The sequence below is a fragment of the Telluria sp. AIW5 genome (assembly GCF_056680575.1).
Window position 1 is genome coordinate 343,940 of the sequence record NZ_CM155289.1, and the last position, 17,165, is coordinate 361,104.

The window sequence follows — 17,165 nt, forward strand, 5'->3', positions numbered from 1 at the left end:
AATGGGGTCATTTCCCGATCTCCTTACTTTGCTGCAACTCCAGCTTCGATATCCGCTCGACCCAATCGCCGCCAGCGTCCTGTACCATTTCCCGGATTTCGGTTGCGGCCGGGGTCACGCGCGTTACCTGGCCGAAGTTCTGGCCCAGGTGTTGTCCAGCCCGCACGCGGTAGACACTGCGCTCGATCTGCACCAGGGCAAAGCTGACGCCGCCCTTCTGCATCATACCGACCATCCTCATGGTGTCGAGAGGATAGTTCTCCAACGCTTCACGCGGACGATTCAGGTCCGGCTGCGCCTTATTCGGCTGCTGCGCCTGCGCGCCCGGCCCCGCCAGCTTGTCGGCGCTGAACGGATCCGGCGCCTGGGCCTGGTTGTAGGCGTAGGGCACGAATTCCTTCGACTCCGGCAGCGGTTTGACGGACGGCCTGGTTTGCGCCTTCGTCTCTTCCATCCAGGTGCGTACTTCGCGCACGTCGCTGTCGCCGCAGCCGGCCAGCAGCGTGGCCAGCAGCGCGGTCGTCAGCACGGGCGCGATCATCTTCTTCATCATGGCGTGGCCCCCGCTTTCTTGCTCTTCTTCGCCTTCAGGCGCGCCGCTTTCTGCGTGGCCAGTTCGTCGGCGTCGAGGTAGCGGAAGGTCTTGGCGATCGCTTCCAGGGTCAGGGCGCCGTCCTTGTCGGTTTTCAGGCGCATGTTGTTGAGCGTGACGATGCGCGGCAGGTGCGCCATGTCGGCTGCGAATGCGCCGAGGTCGTGATAACTGCCGGACAGTTCGATCGCGATCGGCAGTTCCGCGTAGTAGTCGCGCACCACGACCTGGTCGGGGCGGAACAGTTTGAATTGCAAGCCGCGGCCGACGCCGGCCTGGTTGATGTCGGAGAGCAGCGCGGCCATCTCGGCCTTGCTCGGCAACTGCTTTTCCAGGCGCTCGACCGACTGGTCGACCTGGACCTTCTGCGCCTGCAGTGCTTCCAGGTTCACCGCCTGCATGATTTTCGAACGGTATTCGTCGCGCAGCTTCGCTTCCTGGGTCGCGAGCGACTCCTGGGTCTCGAACTGCCCGCTCCAGTACAGGAAATAACCGGCAACGATCGCCAGCGCCATCACCCCGGCCGCGCACAGGAGGCGCGGCGCCAGCGGCCACAGGCCCGGCGGGCGGCCCTGCAAATCCCGGAATTGCGACGACAGCTCGGCGCCCAGTTGTTTCAGGTCGATGTTCATGGCTTGCTCCCTCTCGCCGCGGCGATGCCGGCCGGCGGCGCCTTGGGCTTGCCATCCTCGCCTTCTTCGTTTTCCCGGGCGCGCTTGATGGCGACGGCCAGCGTGAACTCGACCGCCTTGCGCACGATCTTGTTCTGGGTCAGCGTGGCCGCTTTCACTTCCGTCAGGTCGGGACGCTCGAGCCAGGGCGAATTGCCGGCCAGGTTGCGCAGCAGCTCGGCGACGCGCTCCTGCGACTGGGCGTAGCCGTTCAGGATCACGCGCTGGCCAGTCTGCTCGAAGGATTTCAGGTACACGCCTTCCGGCGTCTGGCGCACCAGTTCGTCGAACAGGTAAACGGGCTGGTTGCGGTCGCCCTGCAAGTCTTCCACTGCCTGTTGCCGCGATTTGAGCGCGTTGATTTCTTCCTTCAGCGTGGCGATGTCCTTGATCTTCTTGTCGAGTTCCGCGTTTTCCGTGGAGAGCGCGGCGTTGCGCTGTTCCTGGATCGCGATACGGCTGGCGTTCCAGCCGCCGACCAGCAGCACCACGGCCACGCCCAGCAGGCCGCCGAGCACCAGCATGGCGATGAAGGCCGCCTGCTTCTGTTTGCGTTTCGCTTCCCGGTGCGGGAGCAGGTTAATCCGGATCATCAGCCAAACCTCCGCAGCGCGAGGCCGCAGGCAACCACCCAGGACGGGCCCTCGGCGCGCAATTGCGCTTCGCGCAGGCCAGGGGCGAGCAGCATGCCGTCGAAAGGCGTGACGGTCGCGGTCGGGATGCGGGTGCGTCCGCCCACCAGTTCGGCGAGTCCCGGCAACTGGGCGCTGCCGCCGGCGAGCCAGATCTGGTCGACCCGGGTATAGGGCGTCGAGGTGAAGAAGAACTGGATCGCGCGCGTCACCTCCAGCGCGCTGCTTTCCAGGAAGGGAGTCAGCAGGTCGGCATTGAAATTTTCCGGCAGGTCGCCGGACTTCTTGCGCGCTTCCGCTTCTTCGTAGGCCAGGCCATAGCTGCGCACGATGTCCTGGGTCAGCGTGTTGCCGCCAAAGGCCTGCTCTTTTTCGTAGACGGTGTCGCCGTTCTGCAGCATCGACACGTGCGTGATGCCGGCGCCGATCTGGAACAGGGCGATGATCCTCTCAGCGCCGAGGGCTGCGCGCCCCGGCGCGACGCCCTCGATAGAGCGTAACAACGCGGCGCGCGCGGCATACGATTCGATGTCCATCACGGTGGCCGTCAGGCCAGCCGCTTCGGCCAGCGCCACGCGGTCCTCGACCTTTTCGCGGCGCGCGGCGGCGAGCATGACTTCCATGTCTTCCGGCGAGTTGGCAACCGGGCCGACCACGTCGAAGTCGAGGCTCACTTCATCGAGCGCGAACGGGATGTACTGGCTGGCTTCGGATTCGACCTGCACTTCCAGCTGGTCTTCGGCCATGCCGGCGGGGAGGATGATTTTCTTGGTGATGACGGCGGCCGGCGGCATGCCGAGCGCGACGTTGCGGGCGCGGGTGCCGCTTTTCTTCCAGACGCGGCGCACGGCCTCGGCAACCTGGTCGAAGTTTTCGATGTTACCGTCGACCACGGCGCCGCGCGGCAGCGCTTCGAACGCGTGGCGCTCCAGGCGCAGGACGCCCTTGCCGGCATCGGCCAGCTCGACCAGGCGCAGGCCCGTCGTACTGATGTCCAGGCCGGCAAGCGGCGGGCTCGACTTTCCGAACAAGGAACCCAGATTGATCACGCGCGTACTCCCTCAGCTGCGGCCTGCTGTGTGCAGGCCTATCCATTCAACGCCCGCGTGCGGGAAAAATCTTCTGGTAAAAACTCAAGTCACTGCACATATATGAGGCACCACGTTAAATCGTAGCGACAATAATGCGCCCCGACAAGATATTTCTACACTGGAACATTACAATCCGGCGGGGACGCCACACTCTGATATTCCCTTGGTAATACCCCTTGTCATGCAGGCCACAAATGCCGCAGTTACCACCCCTTCGGCTGAGCTTGCGCCACCGCAGAAAGGGGTGCCTTATAATGAGGCGGATCAACATAGTGAGTCAGCATGAAATCTTCCCAAACGACGAATAAGCCCGCACCGAACAAATACAGCCCCAAGCGCCTGGTCCTGATGGCCTTTGCCGCGCTCGCCGGGCTCGCCCTGGTCGGCGTGCTGGTCGTGGTATTCGCGCTGGCGATGGCCTACCCGAACCTGCCGGCCCTCGACACCATCACCGACTACCGCCCGAAGATGCCGCTGCGGATTTTTACCGCCGATAACGTCCTCATCGGCGAGTTCGGCGAGGAGCGCCGCACCCTGGTGCGCTTCAAGGACATCCCGGACGTGATGAAAAAGGCCGTGCTCTCGATCGAGGACGATCGTTTCTACCAGCACGGCGGCGTCGACTACATGGGCGTGCTGCGCGCGGCCCTGCACAACGCCACCGGCGCCGGCGCGCGCCAGGGCGCCTCGACCATCACGCAGCAGGTCGCGCGCAACTTCTTCCTGTCTTCCGAGCAGACCCTGAAACGCAAGGCCTACGAGGCGCTGCTGGCCTGGAAGATCGAAAAGAACCTGAGCAAGGACCAGATCCTCGAGGTCTACATGAACCAGATCTACCTGGGCCAGCGCGCCTTCGGCTTCCAGTCGGCGGCCCAGATCTATTTCGGCAAGAACCTGCGCGACATCAGCGTGGCGGAAGCGGCCATGCTGGCCGGCCTGCCGAAAGCGCCGTCTGCCTACAATCCGGTCGTGAATCCAACCCGCGCCCGCACGCGCCAGCAGTACATCCTGCAGCGCATGCATTCGCTCGGCTACATCACGGACGCCCAGTTCGAGACCGCGAAGAACGAAGAACTCAAGGTCAAGACGGACAGCACGGCCTTTGGGGTGCACGCCGAATACGTGGCCGAGATGGCGCGCCAGCTGGTGTATGAACAATTTAAAGAAGACACCTATACGCGCGGCCTGAACGTGTTCACCACGATCACGAAAGCCGACCAGGATGCCGCTTACCTCGCCCTGCGCCGCGGCGTGATGGATTACGAGCGCCGCCACCCCTACCGCGGCCCCGAATCGTATATCGACATCCCGAACGACAAGACCGAAGCCGACGAGGCCATCGAAGCGGAGCTGGCCGAAAAGCCGGACAGCGACGACATCGTCGCCGCCGTCGTGCTGCAAGCCTCGCCTTCTTCCGTTACCGCTGTGCTGGCCTCGGGCGACGAGATCAAGATGACCGGTCCCGGCCTGTCGTTCGCATCGAGCTGGCTGTCGACGAAAGCGGCGCCGAATCGCCGCATCCGCCGCGGCGCACTGATTCGCGTGACGCAGGAGGGCGGCGCCGACTGGAAGATCACGCAGATGCCGGAAGTGGAGTCGGCCTTTGTTGCGGCCAACACGGACGACGGCGCGATCCGCGCGCTGGTCGGTGGTTTCGACTACAACCGGAATAAATTCAACCACGTGACGCAAGCCTGGCGCCAGCCGGGTTCCTCGTTCAAGCCATTCATCTATTCCGCTTCGCTCGAACGCGGCCTGTCGCCATCGACCCTGATCAACGACGCGCCGATTTCCTTCGACGCCGGCCAGACCGGCGGCCAGGCCTGGGAGCCGAAGAACTACGACGCCAAGTATGAAGGCCCGATGACGATGCGGCGCGGCCTGACGAAATCGAAGAACATGATTTCGATCCGCATCCTGAACCGCATCGGCGCGCGCTACGGCCAGGAATACGCGACCCGCTTCGGCTTCGACCCGGAAAAGAACCCGCCGTATTTGACGCTGGCGCTGGGCGCCGGCGCGACCACGCCGCTGCAGATGGCCGGCGCCTACGCGGTGTTCGCCAACGGCGGCTACCGCATCAGCCCTTACCTGATTTCGAAGGTGACCGACAGCGCCGGCAAGGTGTTATCGGAAGCGCGTCCTGAGCGTGCCGGCAACGAAGCGACGCGCGTGATCGACGCCCGCAACGCCTTCCTCATGGACAGCATGCTCAAGGACGTGGCGCGTTACGGCACCGCGGCCAAGGCGCAGGCGGCGCTCAAGCGCCCCGACATCGGCGGCAAGACCGGCACCACCAACGACTCGATCGACGCCTGGTTCGCCGGCTACCAGCCGAAGGTGGTGGGGATTGCCTGGATGGGTTATGACCAGCCCAAGAACCTGGGCAACCGGGAAACCGGCGGCGGCCTCGCGTTGCCGATCTGGATCGGCTACATGCAGACGGCGCTCAAGGGCGTGCCGGTCGAAGAGCGTGCGGTGCCGCCGGGCCTGATCATGGCCAATGGCGAGTACTACTATGCCGAGAACCCGCCGGGGACGGGCGTGCAGTCGCTGGATGTGGGAACGACGCCGGCGCCGGCGCAGCAGAAGGCGCAGGACGCGGTGAGGAATGAGTTGTTTTAAGTAGATTGAAAGAATATTTCGTCGGACGCTCGTCCATGAAATATTCTTTCACGATTTTTATGCCGGTACGCGTGGGCATGCCCACGCGTCCAACGCCCGCCGTTCGAACATTCAATAACGGCCTTACCCCACCTTGACCGGCGCCCCGCCCTGCTGCGTGGCCACATCCGACAGCGCCGCGAAGAACTCCGAATCGTCGCGCGTATTGCGCCACTCGTCGCCGACGCGCTTGTAATGAAAACCGCCTGAACGCGCCGCCAGCCACATTTCCTGCAGCGGCGCCTGGCTGTTGACGATGATCTTCGTGCCGTTGTCGATGAACTCGATCTCGAGCACGTTGCCGTTGCGCTTGCACTCGACGTCGACCACGTCCTGGTCGTTCAGCTTGTCGAAACAGGTTTCGATGCGGTTCAGCGTCGAATCGGCCAGGTCCAAAAATTCGGATTCGGTCATGCTACACTCCAAGGTCTTAATCAAACCGTGATTCTAATCGTGAAGTCACCTACCGCGCTTCCCCTTGTTGCCGCGCCTGCCCTGGCCCTTACCCTGGCCCTCGCCGGCTGCGGCCAGACCGGTCCGCTGTACATGCCGAAACCACCCGCCAGGCCTGCAGCAGCGCCAGTCAAACCCGTGACACCGATCGTCGCGCCTGCCTCGGAAGCCGCACCGGCGCCGGTCCAGGTCCAGGTCCCGACGCCTGTCCCCGCCCCCGTCCCCGTCAAATAAGAGATTCATGTCGCACTTCACGTACCAAGATGGCGTCCTGCACGCCGAGCGCACCCCTTTGTCCCGCGTTGCCGAAGAGTTCGGGACGCCAACTTACGTCTACTCGAAAGCGGCGCTGCTGCAGAACTTCGCGGCCTACGCCGACGCCTGCAAGGGCCGCGACGCGCTGGTCTGCTATGCGATGAAGGCCAATTCGAACCTGGCCATCCTCGACCTGCTGGCGCGCGAAGGCGCCGGCTTCGACATCGTCTCGGGCGGCGAACTGCTGCGCGTGATCGCGGCCGGCGGAGATCCGGGCAAGGTGATCTTCTCGGGCGTGGGCAAGACCGAGGGCGAAATGCGCCTGGCCCTGGAGAAGGGCATCCTGTGCTTCAATGTCGAGTCGATTCCGGAACTGCACCGCCTGAACGATGTCGCCGCCAGCATGGGCAAGCGCGCTCCGGTCTCGCTGCGCGTGAACCCGAACGTCGACGCCAAGACCCACCCGTATATCGCGACCGGCCTGAAAGCCAACAAGTTCGGCGTCGCCTTCGATGACGCGCTCGACACTTACCGCGCAGCCGCCGCGCTGCCCAACCTGGACGTGGTCGGCATCGACTGCCACATCGGTTCGCAACTGCTGGACGACGCGCCGCTGCTGGAAGCACTCGACAAACTGATCGAACTGATCGACACGCTGGACGGCGAAGGCATCCACATCCACCACCTCGACATCGGCGGCGGCGTTGGCGTCGACTATGGCGCGGCCGGCGAGAAGCCGCCGGTGCCGGTCGGCGACTATCTCGCCCGCCTGTTCGCGCGCATCGATGCCTGGCGCGCCGAGCGCCACGACGGGCGCGCCGTGAAGGTGATCTTCGAGCCGGGCCGCTCGATCGTGGCCAGCACCGGCGTGCTGCTCACCTCCGTCGAATTCCTGAAGCCGGGCGTGGAAAAGAACTTCTGCATCATCGACGCCGCCATGAACGACATGATGCGCCCGACCCTGTACGGCGCCTGGATGGACATGAAGCCGGTGACCCAGCGCGAAGGCGACAAGGCGGTGTACGACATCGTCGGCCCGATCTGCGAATCGGGCGACTGGCTGGCGCGCGAACGCGAATTATCGGTGCAGCCGGGCGACCTGCTGGCGATGATGAGCGCCGGCGCCTATGGCATGACGATGGCCTCGAACTACAACACGCGCGGCCGCGCGGCCGAGATCATGGTCGATGGCGACGCAATGCACGTGATTCGCCAGCGCGAAAATCCGGCGGACTTGTTTGCGCTGGAATCGATGCTGAAATAGGCGCGCCGCCTTGGCGCGCCGCCTTGGCGCGCCGTCGCCGCTTGAGGACGAAAAAAAACCGCGCCGTTGACGAGGGCGCGGTTTTTTTATGGGCGGAGCTTAATTGCTCAGCAAGACCTGGGCAATGACGCCGGTAGCGATGGCGGCCAGCACGTAGTCGTTGCCGGCGCGGACCCAGTGATGGCCCCGCGGCGGCGCGCTCAAGTGGCGGGCGCGCCAGTCGCTGACGACGTAGCGGGTGCTGCGGTACTCCTTGCTCAGGCGCTGGCCACGGCGCATGTCGTGGCGGGGGCCGCCGCCGCGGACGTCGTCGCGGTGATACTGGCGGGCGTCGTAGTGATCGTTGCGGTCGTTGCGGTCATTGTCCCGCTGATGGGCCTGGAAGTTCCGGTCGTTATGCTCGTAACGATCATTGCCATGGTCACCGCCTTGGGCAAAAGCGCTGCCGCTGGCGGCGACGCTCAGGGCGATGAGTGCGGATGCGATCAGTTTGGTGTTCATTGTCGTTCCTTTCGATGTAACGCTGGGACTGCGTCAATGGAGCCATTACATCGCGAATCGGACCGAACAGGTGAGGCGAAGCCGTAAGGAACGCTACCAGATGTTTCAACCAGTAAATACACTCCGGGTTCAGGCGCGCAGCGTTGCCCGCGTTTTGACCCGGCTCCAGTAGATCCGCATCCCCAGCAGCAGCGCCACGATCACCAGGAACAGCGTCGGCTGTGCCAGGTTGTTCTTGGCCGCCTTCATCCACCAGAAGTGCAGCACCGCAAGCGGCGCGATCAGGTAGATCAGGCGGTGCAGCCATTGCCAGCGCTTGCCGCCCAGGCGGCGAATCATTGCATTCGTGCTGGTCGCCGCCAGTGGGATCAGCAGCACGAAGGCGGTAAAACCGACCAGGATGAAGGGACGTTTCGCCACATCGCGCAGCATCGCCGCGATGTCGAAGAAATGATCGAACCAGAAGAAGGCGATGAAGTGCAGCAGCGCGTAGAAAAAGGTGAACAGGCCGAGCATGCGCCGCAATTTCAGCAGCCAGTTCCAGCCCGACAAGCGCCGCACCGGCGTCACCGCCAGCGTCAGGCACAGCATGTACAGTGCCCAGTCGCCGGTCTGGTGGGTGATGAATTCGAGCGGCTCGACCAGGTCGCCTTTGAACACCAGCCAGGCTCCGCGCAGGAAGGGCAGCAGCGCGGCCACGAACACCGCCGCCTTGATGAGCGAGATCTGTTTTGAATTGGGAGTAGCCGCCATCGTTCAAAAAAATTTTTTCAGGTCCATGCCGGCGTACAGCGAGGCCACTTCCGGATAGCCATTGAACATGAGCGTCTCGCGCTTTTTCTTGAAGAAGCCGTCTTCGCCAATCCGACGTTCGCTCGCCTGCGACCAGCGCGGATGGTCGACCTTCGGGTTCACGTTCGAGTAAAAGCCGTATTCGGAGGGCGCAGAGACGTTCCAGGCCGTCTTCGGCTGGTCGCGCGTAAAACGAATGCGCACGATCGACTTGGCCGACTTGAAACCGTATTTCCAGGGCACGACGACGCGCACCGGCGCGCCGTTCTGGTTCGGCAGCACCTGCCCATACATGCCGACGGTGAGCAGCGCCAGCGGGTGCATGGCCTCGTCCATGCGCAGGCCTTCCACGTAGGGCCAGTCGAGCACGCCGCTGCGCAAGCCCGGCATCTGCTTCGGGTCGGCCAGGGTCGTGAATTCGACATATTTCGCGTTGCCGTTCGGCTCGACATGCTTGATCAGGTTCGACAGCGAATAGCCGACCCATGGAATCACCATCGACCAGCCTTCGACGCAGCGCAGCCGGTAGACGCGCTCTTCCAGCGGCGCCAGTTTGGTCAGGCTGTCGATGTCGAGGCGCATCGGCTTTTTGATTTCGCCCTCGATCGACACGGTCCAGGGCCGCGGGCGCAGCGTGTGCGCGTTCTCGGCCGGATCGCCCTTGTCCAGGCCGAACTCGTAGTAATTGTTGTAGCTGGAGACGTCCTTGAAGGCGGTACGCGGCTCGGTCGTCGAGAAGGCGGGATTGGCTTTCGCCGCCAGCTTCTGCCCTGCGGATGCCTGGGCGAAGGCTTCGCGATTCGCCATCTCCCACAGCGCACTGCCGGCGACGGCGCCGACCGCCATGCGGGCGATGAATTTGCGCCGCTCCTCGTACACCTCGCGCGGCGTGATTTCGGACGATAACGGCGGATTCGCGCCGTCGCGGTTGGATTTGATGAGCATCGCTTACTCCGCAGGCAATTGATCCCTTACCTTACACGATTTCGTCAAATTCACATGCCGCGTTGCGCGATGTTACAACTGAGTTACAACTCTCCGTAGGAATGCAGACCCGACAGGAACATGTTGACCCCAAGGAAGGCGAAGGTCGTCACCAGCAGGCCCACCACGGCCCACCAGGCCGCCACGCGTCCGCGCAGTCCGGACATCAAGCGCATGTGCAGCCAGGCTGCGTAATTGAGCCAGACGATCAGCGCCCAGGTCTCTTTCGGGTCCCACGACCAGTAGCCGCCCCAGGCCTCGGCCGCCCACAGCGCGCCGAGAATGGTGGCGACCGTGAAGAAGGCGAAGCCGACGGAAATCGACTTGTACATGACGTCGTCGAGCACTTCCAGCGCAGGCAGGCGGTCGGCCAGGATGCCGTGCGATTTCAGCAGATAGGCGGTGCCCACCATCGCCGCCAGCGAGAAGGTGCCGTAGCCAATGAAGTTGGCCGGCACGTGGATCTTCATCCACCAGCTTTGCAGCGCCGGCACCAGCGGTTGAATGGCGGCGGCGTCGCGCGAGACCGTGTACCACAGCAAAAAGCCCACGGCCGCGCCGATCACCAGCAGGACAAAAGCGCCGAGCTGGCGCGTGGCGTAGCGTTCCTCGTAATACAGGTAAAACAGCGCCGTGATCATCGCGAACAGGATGAAGACCTCGTACAGGTTCGATACCGGGATGTGGCCGACGTCGGCGCCGATCAGGTAACTTTCGTACCAGCGCACCATCATGCCCGTGAAACCGAGCACCACCGCCGCCCAGCACAGGCGCGAGCCGATCGCCGCGCCGAACGGCGAACGGGCCAGCAAGCCGATCCAGTAGAACAGGGTCGAGAACGCGAACATCGCGCTCATCCACAGGATGGCCGACTGGCTCGACAGCATGTATTTGAGGAAGAATTTCTGGTCGGCGCTGGCGAGCGCGCCGCCGTACAGCGACACCGCCCACAGCGACAGCAAGGCGATCAGCGGAATCAGCCAGCGCACCGGCTTCCAGTGCCAGCCGAGGGCGGCAAAGGTCGGCGCGGCCAGCAGCAGGATCGCGCGCTCGTAGCCGTCCATGTAGCCGGCGTAACGGTTCAAGGCGAACAGCACGGCGGCCAGCAGGCCGGCGCCGAACAGCCAGTCGACCGTGCCCAGGCTGCGGAAATAGCCGGGCGCTTCCTTGTAGGCCACGCCGGGATTGTGTCGGGATGCTTCCATGTCGTCTCCTGTGCCGGGTTCGGCAACGCTGCCAGCTTACGCCGATTGCGGCAGCTTGGCTGCCAGCTCATCGAACTCTTTTTCGAAATCCATTGTTTTGCGCTGGGTACTCATCGCCATCAGGGCGTGCGCGCCATGATCGTTCCCGCGGACCCAGATCCACAAACGCCGCTCGCGAATATAAAACATGGCAAAAATGCCCGCAATCAGCAGCACGCAACCCAGATAGACGATCTTCTTGCCCGGCGAACGGGTCACCTGCAGCACCGAGGCCTTCACTTCATGGAACTCGTCGAGCTGCAGGTAGACCGGGGCGCCGTAAAAGAAGCTGTCCGATAAAGCGTTCGTCGCCAGCTGCAGGAAGCGCGCATGGGTATCGTTGCCTTCGATCGGAGGCGCGCCGTCGCGTGCGCGCGCAGCCTGCCACAGTTCCCACAATACTCCGTTGAGCATCTTGATGAAGACGGCGGCCGCTTTTTCCTGCTCGGCTGCCGGGATCTTTTCCAGGAACTGGGCCACCGCGACAAACCCGCCCGGCGTGCCCTCGCCGGCGAACATGCCGAGCGTGCGCTCGGCCGACTCGCGCAGCTGGCCGGCAAACTCGGCGCCGCCCTTCTGCCCCTGCGCCATCGTGCGCGCGGCATAGCGGCGCGCGGCCTCGGCACGCAAGGCCGGGTCGGCCAGCGCCGCGCGCAGGCGCATCCATTCGCGCACGCTGTAGGCGTCGTCGGCCGGGATGCGCAGGAAACGGAAAGCCTCCGACGGGCTGGAGCGCACGCCGGCCAGGTAGACCTGGGAACCTTCGAGCGTGACCGGCTGCATGTAGTTCAGGAATTCCTTCGCCTGGCCGGTCTGGTCGCGCAGCTTGTATTGCACGCTGGGGCCGACGTTTTTCAGGTCCTTGCTGCCGGCATGCTTGCCGGCCGAGCCCGAGGCCTTGTCCAGGGTCGCGGCGAACTGTTCGTTGAGCGTTTGCCCTTTCGCGACAGCCCGCACGTCATTGCCGGAGGTATTTTCGACGTTGAACGGACGGAAGCCCGACCATTCGACGGAATAGGTGGTGCCGGCCGCTTTGAGTTCGGTGGCGCCATTGACTTCGCCGGCGATCGGGAAGGCCCGCGCGTCGGCGCCCGCCATCGGGAAGCCGGTCAGTTTCAGGCGGCTGCCGCCATCCTCGAAGCTCGACTGGTAGACAGCGACACCCTTGTAGATCAGCGGCGCGTTCACCTTGATCGTCGCCGGGAAGGTTTTGTTCGCTTCGCGGTCGTGGACGACGACGTCGCTGGCGAACAGTTTCGGCATGCCGGTCGAGTAGAACTCGATGTGGAATTTTTTCAGCTCGAGATCAAAAGGCAGTTCCTGCAGCAGCGAGCCGGTCGCCTGCGCGATGCTGGCGACGCGCCCCGTCTGCCCTTCGGCGAGGAGGATGTTGCCCCGATAGGTCGGGTTCGAGACACTGAGGCGGTGCTGGGCCGGCACGTCGGCGATCAGGCCGCCGCCGGTGTACGGGGTCTTACCGAGGAACCACTGCTGCAAGCGGATAGGCAGTTCGGAATCGAGCATGCCGCCCAGCAGGATCACGATGATGGCCGTGTGCGCGAAGATATAGCCGAACTTGTTGCCGGCGCCCTTCTTTGCCGCGACCAGGGTGCCGTGTTCCTTCTCGACGATTTTCACTTTGTAGCCGGCGTGGCCGAGGCGCAGCGCACTTTGCTCGGCCAGCGCGCGGGCGCCGAGCGGCGCCGTCCATTCGGCCTTGTGGTGGAAATTGCGCAGCGAGTCTTCGCGCACCGACTCGCGCCAGCTGCGCATGTCGCGCATCATCTTCGGCGCATTGCGGATCAGGCACAGGCTGGTCGAGACGATCAGCACCAGCAGGATCAGCAGGAACCACCAGTTGGTGTAGACGGTGTAGAGGCCGAATTTGCGGAACACCTCATACCAGAACGGTCCGAACTGGTTGATATAGTTCGGCATGATGTCGCCCTGGCGCAGCACGGTGCCGATGATGGCGGCGATCGCCAGCAGCACCAGCAGGCTGATCGCAAAGCGCATCGACGACACCAGCTCGACGGTCTCGGCCAGCCAGGAGCGGCGCGTCCTGATTTCAATTCCGGTGGTGCTCATGGTTCTACCAACTTCCTCGTGCAGCATGGTTTCCAGCTAGTGTGCAGCAAAAAGGGCGCCAGCTCGCGCTGCCGCCCTTTTTTCGTTACGTCGTCATACAAAGAGCGCCTGATACAGCCCTCAGGGCAAGGCGCATCGTCGAAGACAGTACGCTAGTACGGCGAGACGAATGCAACGCAGCCATGAGGGCTGTATCGGGCGCTCAACGCAGGCCGGCGATGTAGTCGGCTACTGCCTTCATTTCGGCGTCCGACAGGCGCTGCGCCAGCGTCGTCATTTGGGGGCTGTTGGTGCGTCCGCCCTGACGGAAAGCGGTCAGCTGGGCCACCGTGTAATCCTGCTGCTGGCCGGCCAGGCGCGGATACTGCACCGGGATGCCGGCGCCGGCGGCGCCATGGCAGCTGGCGCAGGCGGCAACGCCCTTGTCCGCAATGCCGCCGCGGTAGATCTTGCGGCCCAGTTCGATCGTGTCCTTGTTCTTCGCGGCGCCCTGCTTGGCTTTCTGCACGCCGAGGTAGGCGGCGACGTTGCGCTTTTCCTCGTCGGTGAGCATCTTGGCGTAGGTGGTCATGATCGGATTCACGCGCTGCGGCGTCGTGAAGTCGACCAGCTGCTTGTGGGTGTAGGCTTCGATCTGGTTCGACAGCTTCGGGTTCGCTGCGATGGTCGAGTTGCCGTTGGCGCCATGGCAGGACAGGCAGGCCGGCAAGCCGCGTGCGGTGTCGCCGCTTTCGTACAGGGTGGCGCCTTTGGCGGCGTCGGGTTTGGCGGGGCGCTGCGCTTCGGCTGCGCCAGCGACATTGCTGAGAGCCAGGGTTGCAACCAACAACGATTTCACGAACACCGCGTTAGCGGACGGTACAGACACACGATTCATTCGAGCACCCTGAAAAAGTCGACAACAGATTTGTAATTACAACGGCCTGACCGGCGCCCTTGACAGGGGCAGCCCATACAATTAATAACCCCTTATTGTACAATAGCTTTGTTTCCCCATTGCTTCATTTCATTGCCTTTTTCACCTCTTCCCCATGTCCAAACTCTGGCAAGCCCGCTTCTTCACGACCGTCAATCAACTGCGCGATCTCCCCAACACCGTGGTGCCCGAGATCGCCTTTGCCGGCCGTTCCAACGCGGGCAAGTCGACCGCGATTAATATCCTGACCAACCAGAAGGGTCTCGCGTTCGCGTCCAAGACCCCTGGCCGCACCCAGCACATCAACTATTTCTCGATCGGCGGCGCCCACGTCGCCCAGCACCGCAAGGACCCGACCATCGTCGACGAAATCCGCGCCCTGCTGGTCGACTTGCCGGGCTATGGCTATGCGGAAGTGTCGGGCAATGCCAAGCTGCACTGGCAGAAGCTGCTGGGCGATTATGTCCAGCGGCGCGAACAGCTCGCGGCCCTGGTGCTGATCATGGATTCGCGCCGCCCGTTCACCGACCTCGACACGCAGATGCTCGAATGGTTCGCCCCGACCGGCAAGCCGATCCACTGCATCCTCACCAAGGCCGATAAGCTCAACCGCAACGAGCAGACCAACGCGTTGCGCGAAGCGAAAGGCGTGCTCGAGAGCTATGTCGACGAAGAGGGCCAGGGTTTCCCGTTCACCGTGCAGCTGTTCTCGGCCCTGAAACGCATCGGCATCGAAGAAGCGGACGCCAAGATCCAGCAGCTGGTGGGCCTGGATATCGAGCCGGAAGAAGCGGAAGAAGCAGACGCAGCAGACGCAGCAGGCGACAACGATGCCGGCACCGGCGCAGGCACGGACCCCGACCAATCCTGAAGAAAGCGACCACGATGAGTTCCATCATTACCGGCCAGTACCCCGCCACCCGCATGCGCCGCATGCGCCGCGATCCGTTCTCGCGTGCCCTGATGCGCGAAAACACCGTCACCGCATCCGACCTGATCTATCCGGTCTTCATCCTCGACGGCGAGAACCAGCGCCAGCAGGTGGCCTCGATGCCGGGCGTGGAACGCGTGTCGGTCGACCTGTTGATGGGCGTGGCCGAGGAATGCGTGGCACTCGGGATTCCCGTGCTGGCGCTGTTCCCGGTGATCGATGCCTCGCTGAAAACCTATGACGGCGTGGAAGCGACCAACCCCGACGGCCTGGTGCCGCGCGCGGTCAGAAGGCTCAAGCAACAGTTTCCGCAGCTGGGCATCCTGACCGACGTCGCACTCGACCCGTACACCACCCATGGCCAGGACGGCCTGCCGGACGAGACCGGCTACATCGTCAACGAAAAAACGATCGCCATGCTGACCCGCCAGGCGCTCGCCCAGGCCGAGGCCGGTGTCGATATCGTCGCGCCATCGGACATGATGGACGGACGCATGGGCGTGATCCGCAATGCGTTGGAAGAAAAAGGCTTCATCCACACCCGCCTGATGGCCTATTCGGCGAAATATGCGTCGGCCTTCTACGGCCCCTTCCGCGACGCCGTCGGCTCTGCCGCCAACCTCGGCAAGGCCGACAAGAATACCTACCAGATGGATCCGGCGAATATCGACGAGGCCCTGCGCGAAGTGGCGCTCGATCTCGCCGAGGGCGCCGACATGGTGATGGTCAAGCCGGGCATGCCCTACCTCGACGTGGTGCGCCGCGTGAAGGACGAATTCAAGGTGCCGACTTTTGCTTACCAGGTCAGCGGCGAATACGCGATGCTGAAGGCGGCCGCGCTGAACGGCTGGCTCGATCATGACAAGGTCATGATGGAATCGATGATGGCCTTCAAACGCGCGGGCGCAGATGGCGTGCTGACGTATTTTGCGCTGGATGTGGCGAGGAAGCTGAAGGCGGGCGGGTAAGGTTGTCGTTGCCCCATAAAAAAACCGTGCCGAGGCACGGTTTTTTATGTGCGTTGGTCCGGGATCAACGCTGACCCTGTGCGGCGTGTGCGAACGCGTGGGCACGCCCACCCTACGTTACGCGGCGGCCACGTCATCAAATAGAGCTAGCGGTTCGCTGGCGGCTTGTATTCCGGGAACATTTCCTTCATCAGGAAAGCCTGCAATTCCGCCGTATCCTTCACCCGCGCGCTCATCGTGATGACTTTGCCCAGGCGGTGCGAATCCCATTCGAAGTCGCCGGTCTTTTCGCGGCGGATCAGCTCGATCATTTTCTTGACGACCGCCGTCTCGATGTCCGGTTCGCTGCCCTGCTCCACCGTGGCCGAGGTCAGCCAGCGGCGCTTGAAGCTGGGGTTCCAGCCGCGGAACTTCAGGTCCATGCTGTGGAAGGTTTTGTTCGAGATCGAGAACACGCCGCCACTCTCATTGGCGTCGTCGCGCCCGCGCTTGTTGATCGCGGCGATGTTCGCCAGCGCCGTGCGGCTGCCGCGCGCGGCTTCGCTTTCTTCGGTCGAAGTGCTCGGGTCGGTGGCGCCTCTGGCCTGGCGGCGCTTGGCGATGTATTCCGTCATGTCCATGTCCGGCGGAATCTCTTCGCGCTTCGGCTCCGGCGGCGGCTCGACCTTGGCCACCTCGACCGGTTTTTCGTCCGGCAAGGTGATGGTATTGGGCAGGCGTACGACGCGCGGCGTCGTCGGGCGCGGCGTGGTCTTCGATGGTTTGGTGGGCGTGCGCACCGTCGATTTTTGCGGCGGCGGCTTGGCCGGGTTCGACAGCGGCGCTACATACACGACTTCGCTGCCGTCGGGCGGGCGGGCTTTCTTTTCCAGCTTTTTTGGCTGATAAAAATACAGCGCGACCAGCAGCAAGTGCAGCAGGATCGTGATGGCGAGACCCAGGCGATTCGTGCGCCGGTCGCCATATTGCGGCACGCCCTGGCCCGGCATGGGCTGCCCGCAATGTTCGCAAACATCGCTGTGCTCCGCGTAAATATGGGAATGGTCACGCAAGTTCAAATAGCACTTTCCTGGGAAACCGGTGAGCGAAATCCGGCCGAGTGCGAAGTCTACCCGGTTT

The 17,165-nt window shown here is 63.4% G+C and carries 17 protein-coding genes; 5 read left to right on the plus strand and 12 right to left on the minus strand.

The genetic code is table 11. The features are described 5' to 3' along the window. Positions 1–7: 7 nt before the first annotated feature. Genes AC1MEM_RS01500 through AC1MEM_RS01515 form a run of 4 tightly spaced genes read right to left on the minus strand, consistent with a single transcriptional unit; the run spans position 8 to position 2,944 of the window. A complete protein-coding gene (locus AC1MEM_RS01500; protein ID WP_499474926.1) occupies positions 8–553 on the minus strand; it encodes a pilus assembly protein PilP in 546 nt (181 codons plus the stop codon). Next, complete coding sequence (locus tag AC1MEM_RS01505) at positions 550–1,224, minus strand: type IV pilus inner membrane component PilO (protein ID WP_499474927.1); 675 nt, start codon at positions 1,222–1,224, stop codon at positions 550–552. The genes AC1MEM_RS01500 and AC1MEM_RS01505 overlap by 4 nt, the downstream gene beginning before the upstream one ends. Continuing rightward, positions 1,221–1,856, minus strand: a complete 636-nt coding sequence (locus AC1MEM_RS01510) for a PilN domain-containing protein (RefSeq protein WP_499474928.1) — start codon at positions 1,854–1,856, stop codon at positions 1,221–1,223. The genes AC1MEM_RS01505 and AC1MEM_RS01510 overlap by 4 nt, the downstream gene beginning before the upstream one ends. After that, a complete protein-coding gene (locus AC1MEM_RS01515) occupies positions 1,856–2,944 on the minus strand; it encodes a pilus assembly protein PilM (protein WP_499474929.1) in 1,089 nt (362 codons plus the stop codon). Before AC1MEM_RS01515 ends, AC1MEM_RS01510 begins: the two co-directional genes overlap by 1 nt. A gap of 324 nt (positions 2,945–3,268) precedes the next feature. On the opposite strand from AC1MEM_RS01515, the gene AC1MEM_RS01520 reads away from it, so the two are divergent. After that, positions 3,269–5,611, plus strand: a complete 2,343-nt coding sequence (locus tag AC1MEM_RS01520; protein ID WP_499474930.1) for a penicillin-binding protein 1A — start codon at positions 3,269–3,271, stop codon at positions 5,609–5,611. A 123-nt stretch (positions 5,612–5,734) separates the two neighbouring features. Here AC1MEM_RS01520 and cyaY read toward each other — a convergent pair whose 3' ends face one another. Then, positions 5,735–6,064 (minus strand): iron donor protein CyaY, encoded by a 330-nt coding sequence (gene cyaY / locus AC1MEM_RS01525; protein WP_499474931.1) that lies wholly within the window; start codon positions 6,062–6,064, stop codon positions 5,735–5,737. Between the two features lie 39 nt (positions 6,065–6,103). Here cyaY and lptM point away from each other — a divergent pair, with 39 nt between their 5' ends. Continuing rightward, a complete protein-coding gene (gene lptM, locus AC1MEM_RS01530) occupies positions 6,104–6,337 on the plus strand; it encodes an LPS translocon maturation chaperone LptM (RefSeq protein WP_499474932.1) in 234 nt (77 codons plus the stop codon). A gap of 7 nt (positions 6,338–6,344) precedes the next feature. After that, entirely contained in the window at positions 6,345–7,622 is a 1,278-nt protein-coding gene (gene lysA, locus AC1MEM_RS01535; protein WP_499474933.1) for a diaminopimelate decarboxylase, read from the plus strand. A 99-nt stretch (positions 7,623–7,721) separates the two neighbouring features. Here lysA and AC1MEM_RS01540 read toward each other — a convergent pair whose 3' ends face one another. The 6 genes from AC1MEM_RS01540 to AC1MEM_RS01565 form a co-directional block, all read right to left on the minus strand. Next, entirely contained in the window at positions 7,722–8,123 is a 402-nt protein-coding gene (locus AC1MEM_RS01540) for an RcnB family protein (protein ID WP_499474934.1), read from the minus strand. A 129-nt stretch (positions 8,124–8,252) separates the two neighbouring features. Next, positions 8,253–8,876, minus strand: coding sequence for a protein-methionine-sulfoxide reductase heme-binding subunit MsrQ (msrQ, locus tag AC1MEM_RS01545; protein WP_499474935.1), 624 nt, complete (start codon positions 8,874–8,876; stop codon positions 8,253–8,255). A 3-nt stretch (positions 8,877–8,879) separates the two neighbouring features. Further along, positions 8,880–9,860 (minus strand): protein-methionine-sulfoxide reductase catalytic subunit MsrP, encoded by a 981-nt coding sequence (gene msrP / locus AC1MEM_RS01550; protein ID WP_499474936.1) that lies wholly within the window; start codon positions 9,858–9,860, stop codon positions 8,880–8,882. Positions 9,861–9,943: 83 nt separating this feature from the next. Then, positions 9,944–11,104: a c-type cytochrome biogenesis protein CcsB gene (ccsB, locus tag AC1MEM_RS01555; RefSeq protein ID WP_499474937.1), complete on the minus strand. Its 1,161-nt coding sequence runs from the start codon at positions 11,102–11,104 to the stop codon at positions 9,944–9,946. A gap of 36 nt (positions 11,105–11,140) precedes the next feature. After that, positions 11,141–13,231 (minus strand): cytochrome c biogenesis protein ResB, encoded by a 2,091-nt coding sequence (locus AC1MEM_RS01560; RefSeq protein ID WP_499474938.1) that lies wholly within the window; start codon positions 13,229–13,231, stop codon positions 11,141–11,143. Positions 13,232–13,433: 202 nt separating this feature from the next. Beyond that, positions 13,434–14,108 carry a c-type cytochrome gene (locus tag AC1MEM_RS01565; protein ID WP_499474939.1) on the minus strand — a complete coding sequence of 225 codons (675 nt, stop codon included), beginning with the start codon at positions 14,106–14,108 and terminating at the stop codon, positions 13,434–13,436. 154 nt (positions 14,109–14,262) lie between these two features. Between AC1MEM_RS01565 and yihA the strand changes: the two genes are divergently transcribed. Together yihA and hemB are read left to right on the plus strand one after the other, a co-directional pair. Then, entirely contained in the window at positions 14,263–15,018 is a 756-nt protein-coding gene (yihA, locus tag AC1MEM_RS01570; protein WP_499474940.1) for a ribosome biogenesis GTP-binding protein YihA/YsxC, read from the plus strand. A 14-nt stretch (positions 15,019–15,032) separates the two neighbouring features. Then, positions 15,033–16,046, plus strand: coding sequence for a porphobilinogen synthase (gene hemB, locus AC1MEM_RS01575; protein ID WP_499474941.1), 1,014 nt, complete (start codon positions 15,033–15,035; stop codon positions 16,044–16,046). 146 nt (positions 16,047–16,192) lie between these two features. On the opposite strand, the gene AC1MEM_RS01580 is transcribed toward hemB, so the two are convergent. After that, positions 16,193–17,035 (minus strand): hypothetical protein, encoded by an 843-nt coding sequence (locus AC1MEM_RS01580; protein WP_499474942.1) that lies wholly within the window; start codon positions 17,033–17,035, stop codon positions 16,193–16,195. Positions 17,036–17,165 lie beyond the last annotated feature (130 nt).

What these genes read in the sequence shown, in the direction of transcription:
- AC1MEM_RS01500 (WP_499474926.1), bottom strand. Translation starts at nt 553, where the DNA reads ATGATGAAGAAGATGATCGCGCCCGTGCTGACGACCGCGCTGCTGGCC.
- AC1MEM_RS01505 (WP_499474927.1), bottom strand. Translation starts at nt 1,224, where the DNA reads ATGAACATCGACCTGAAACAACTGGGCGCCGAGCTGTCGTCGCAATTC.
- AC1MEM_RS01510 (WP_499474928.1), bottom strand. Translation starts at nt 1,856, where the DNA reads ATGATCCGGATTAACCTGCTCCCGCACCGGGAAGCGAAACGCAAACAG.
- AC1MEM_RS01520 (WP_499474930.1), top strand. Translation starts at nt 3,269, where the DNA reads ATGAAATCTTCCCAAACGACGAATAAGCCCGCACCGAACAAATACAGC.
- cyaY (WP_499474931.1), bottom strand. Translation starts at nt 6,064, where the DNA reads ATGACCGAATCCGAATTTTTGGACCTGGCCGATTCGACGCTGAACCGC.
- lysA (WP_499474933.1), top strand. Translation starts at nt 6,345, where the DNA reads ATGTCGCACTTCACGTACCAAGATGGCGTCCTGCACGCCGAGCGCACC.
- AC1MEM_RS01540 (WP_499474934.1), bottom strand. Translation starts at nt 8,123, where the DNA reads ATGAACACCAAACTGATCGCATCCGCACTCATCGCCCTGAGCGTCGCC.
- msrQ (WP_499474935.1), bottom strand. Translation starts at nt 8,876, where the DNA reads ATGGCGGCTACTCCCAATTCAAAACAGATCTCGCTCATCAAGGCGGCG.
- msrP (WP_499474936.1), bottom strand. Translation starts at nt 9,860, where the DNA reads ATGCTCATCAAATCCAACCGCGACGGCGCGAATCCGCCGTTATCGTCC.
- ccsB (WP_499474937.1), bottom strand. Translation starts at nt 11,104, where the DNA reads ATGGAAGCATCCCGACACAATCCCGGCGTGGCCTACAAGGAAGCGCCC.
- AC1MEM_RS01560 (WP_499474938.1), bottom strand. Translation starts at nt 13,231, where the DNA reads ATGAGCACCACCGGAATTGAAATCAGGACGCGCCGCTCCTGGCTGGCC.
- AC1MEM_RS01565 (WP_499474939.1), bottom strand. Translation starts at nt 14,108, where the DNA reads ATGAATCGTGTGTCTGTACCGTCCGCTAACGCGGTGTTCGTGAAATCG.
- yihA (WP_499474940.1), top strand. Translation starts at nt 14,263, where the DNA reads ATGTCCAAACTCTGGCAAGCCCGCTTCTTCACGACCGTCAATCAACTG.
- hemB (WP_499474941.1), top strand. Translation starts at nt 15,033, where the DNA reads ATGAGTTCCATCATTACCGGCCAGTACCCCGCCACCCGCATGCGCCGC.
- AC1MEM_RS01580 (WP_499474942.1), bottom strand. Translation starts at nt 17,035, where the DNA reads ATGCCGGGCCAGGGCGTGCCGCAATATGGCGACCGGCGCACGAATCGC.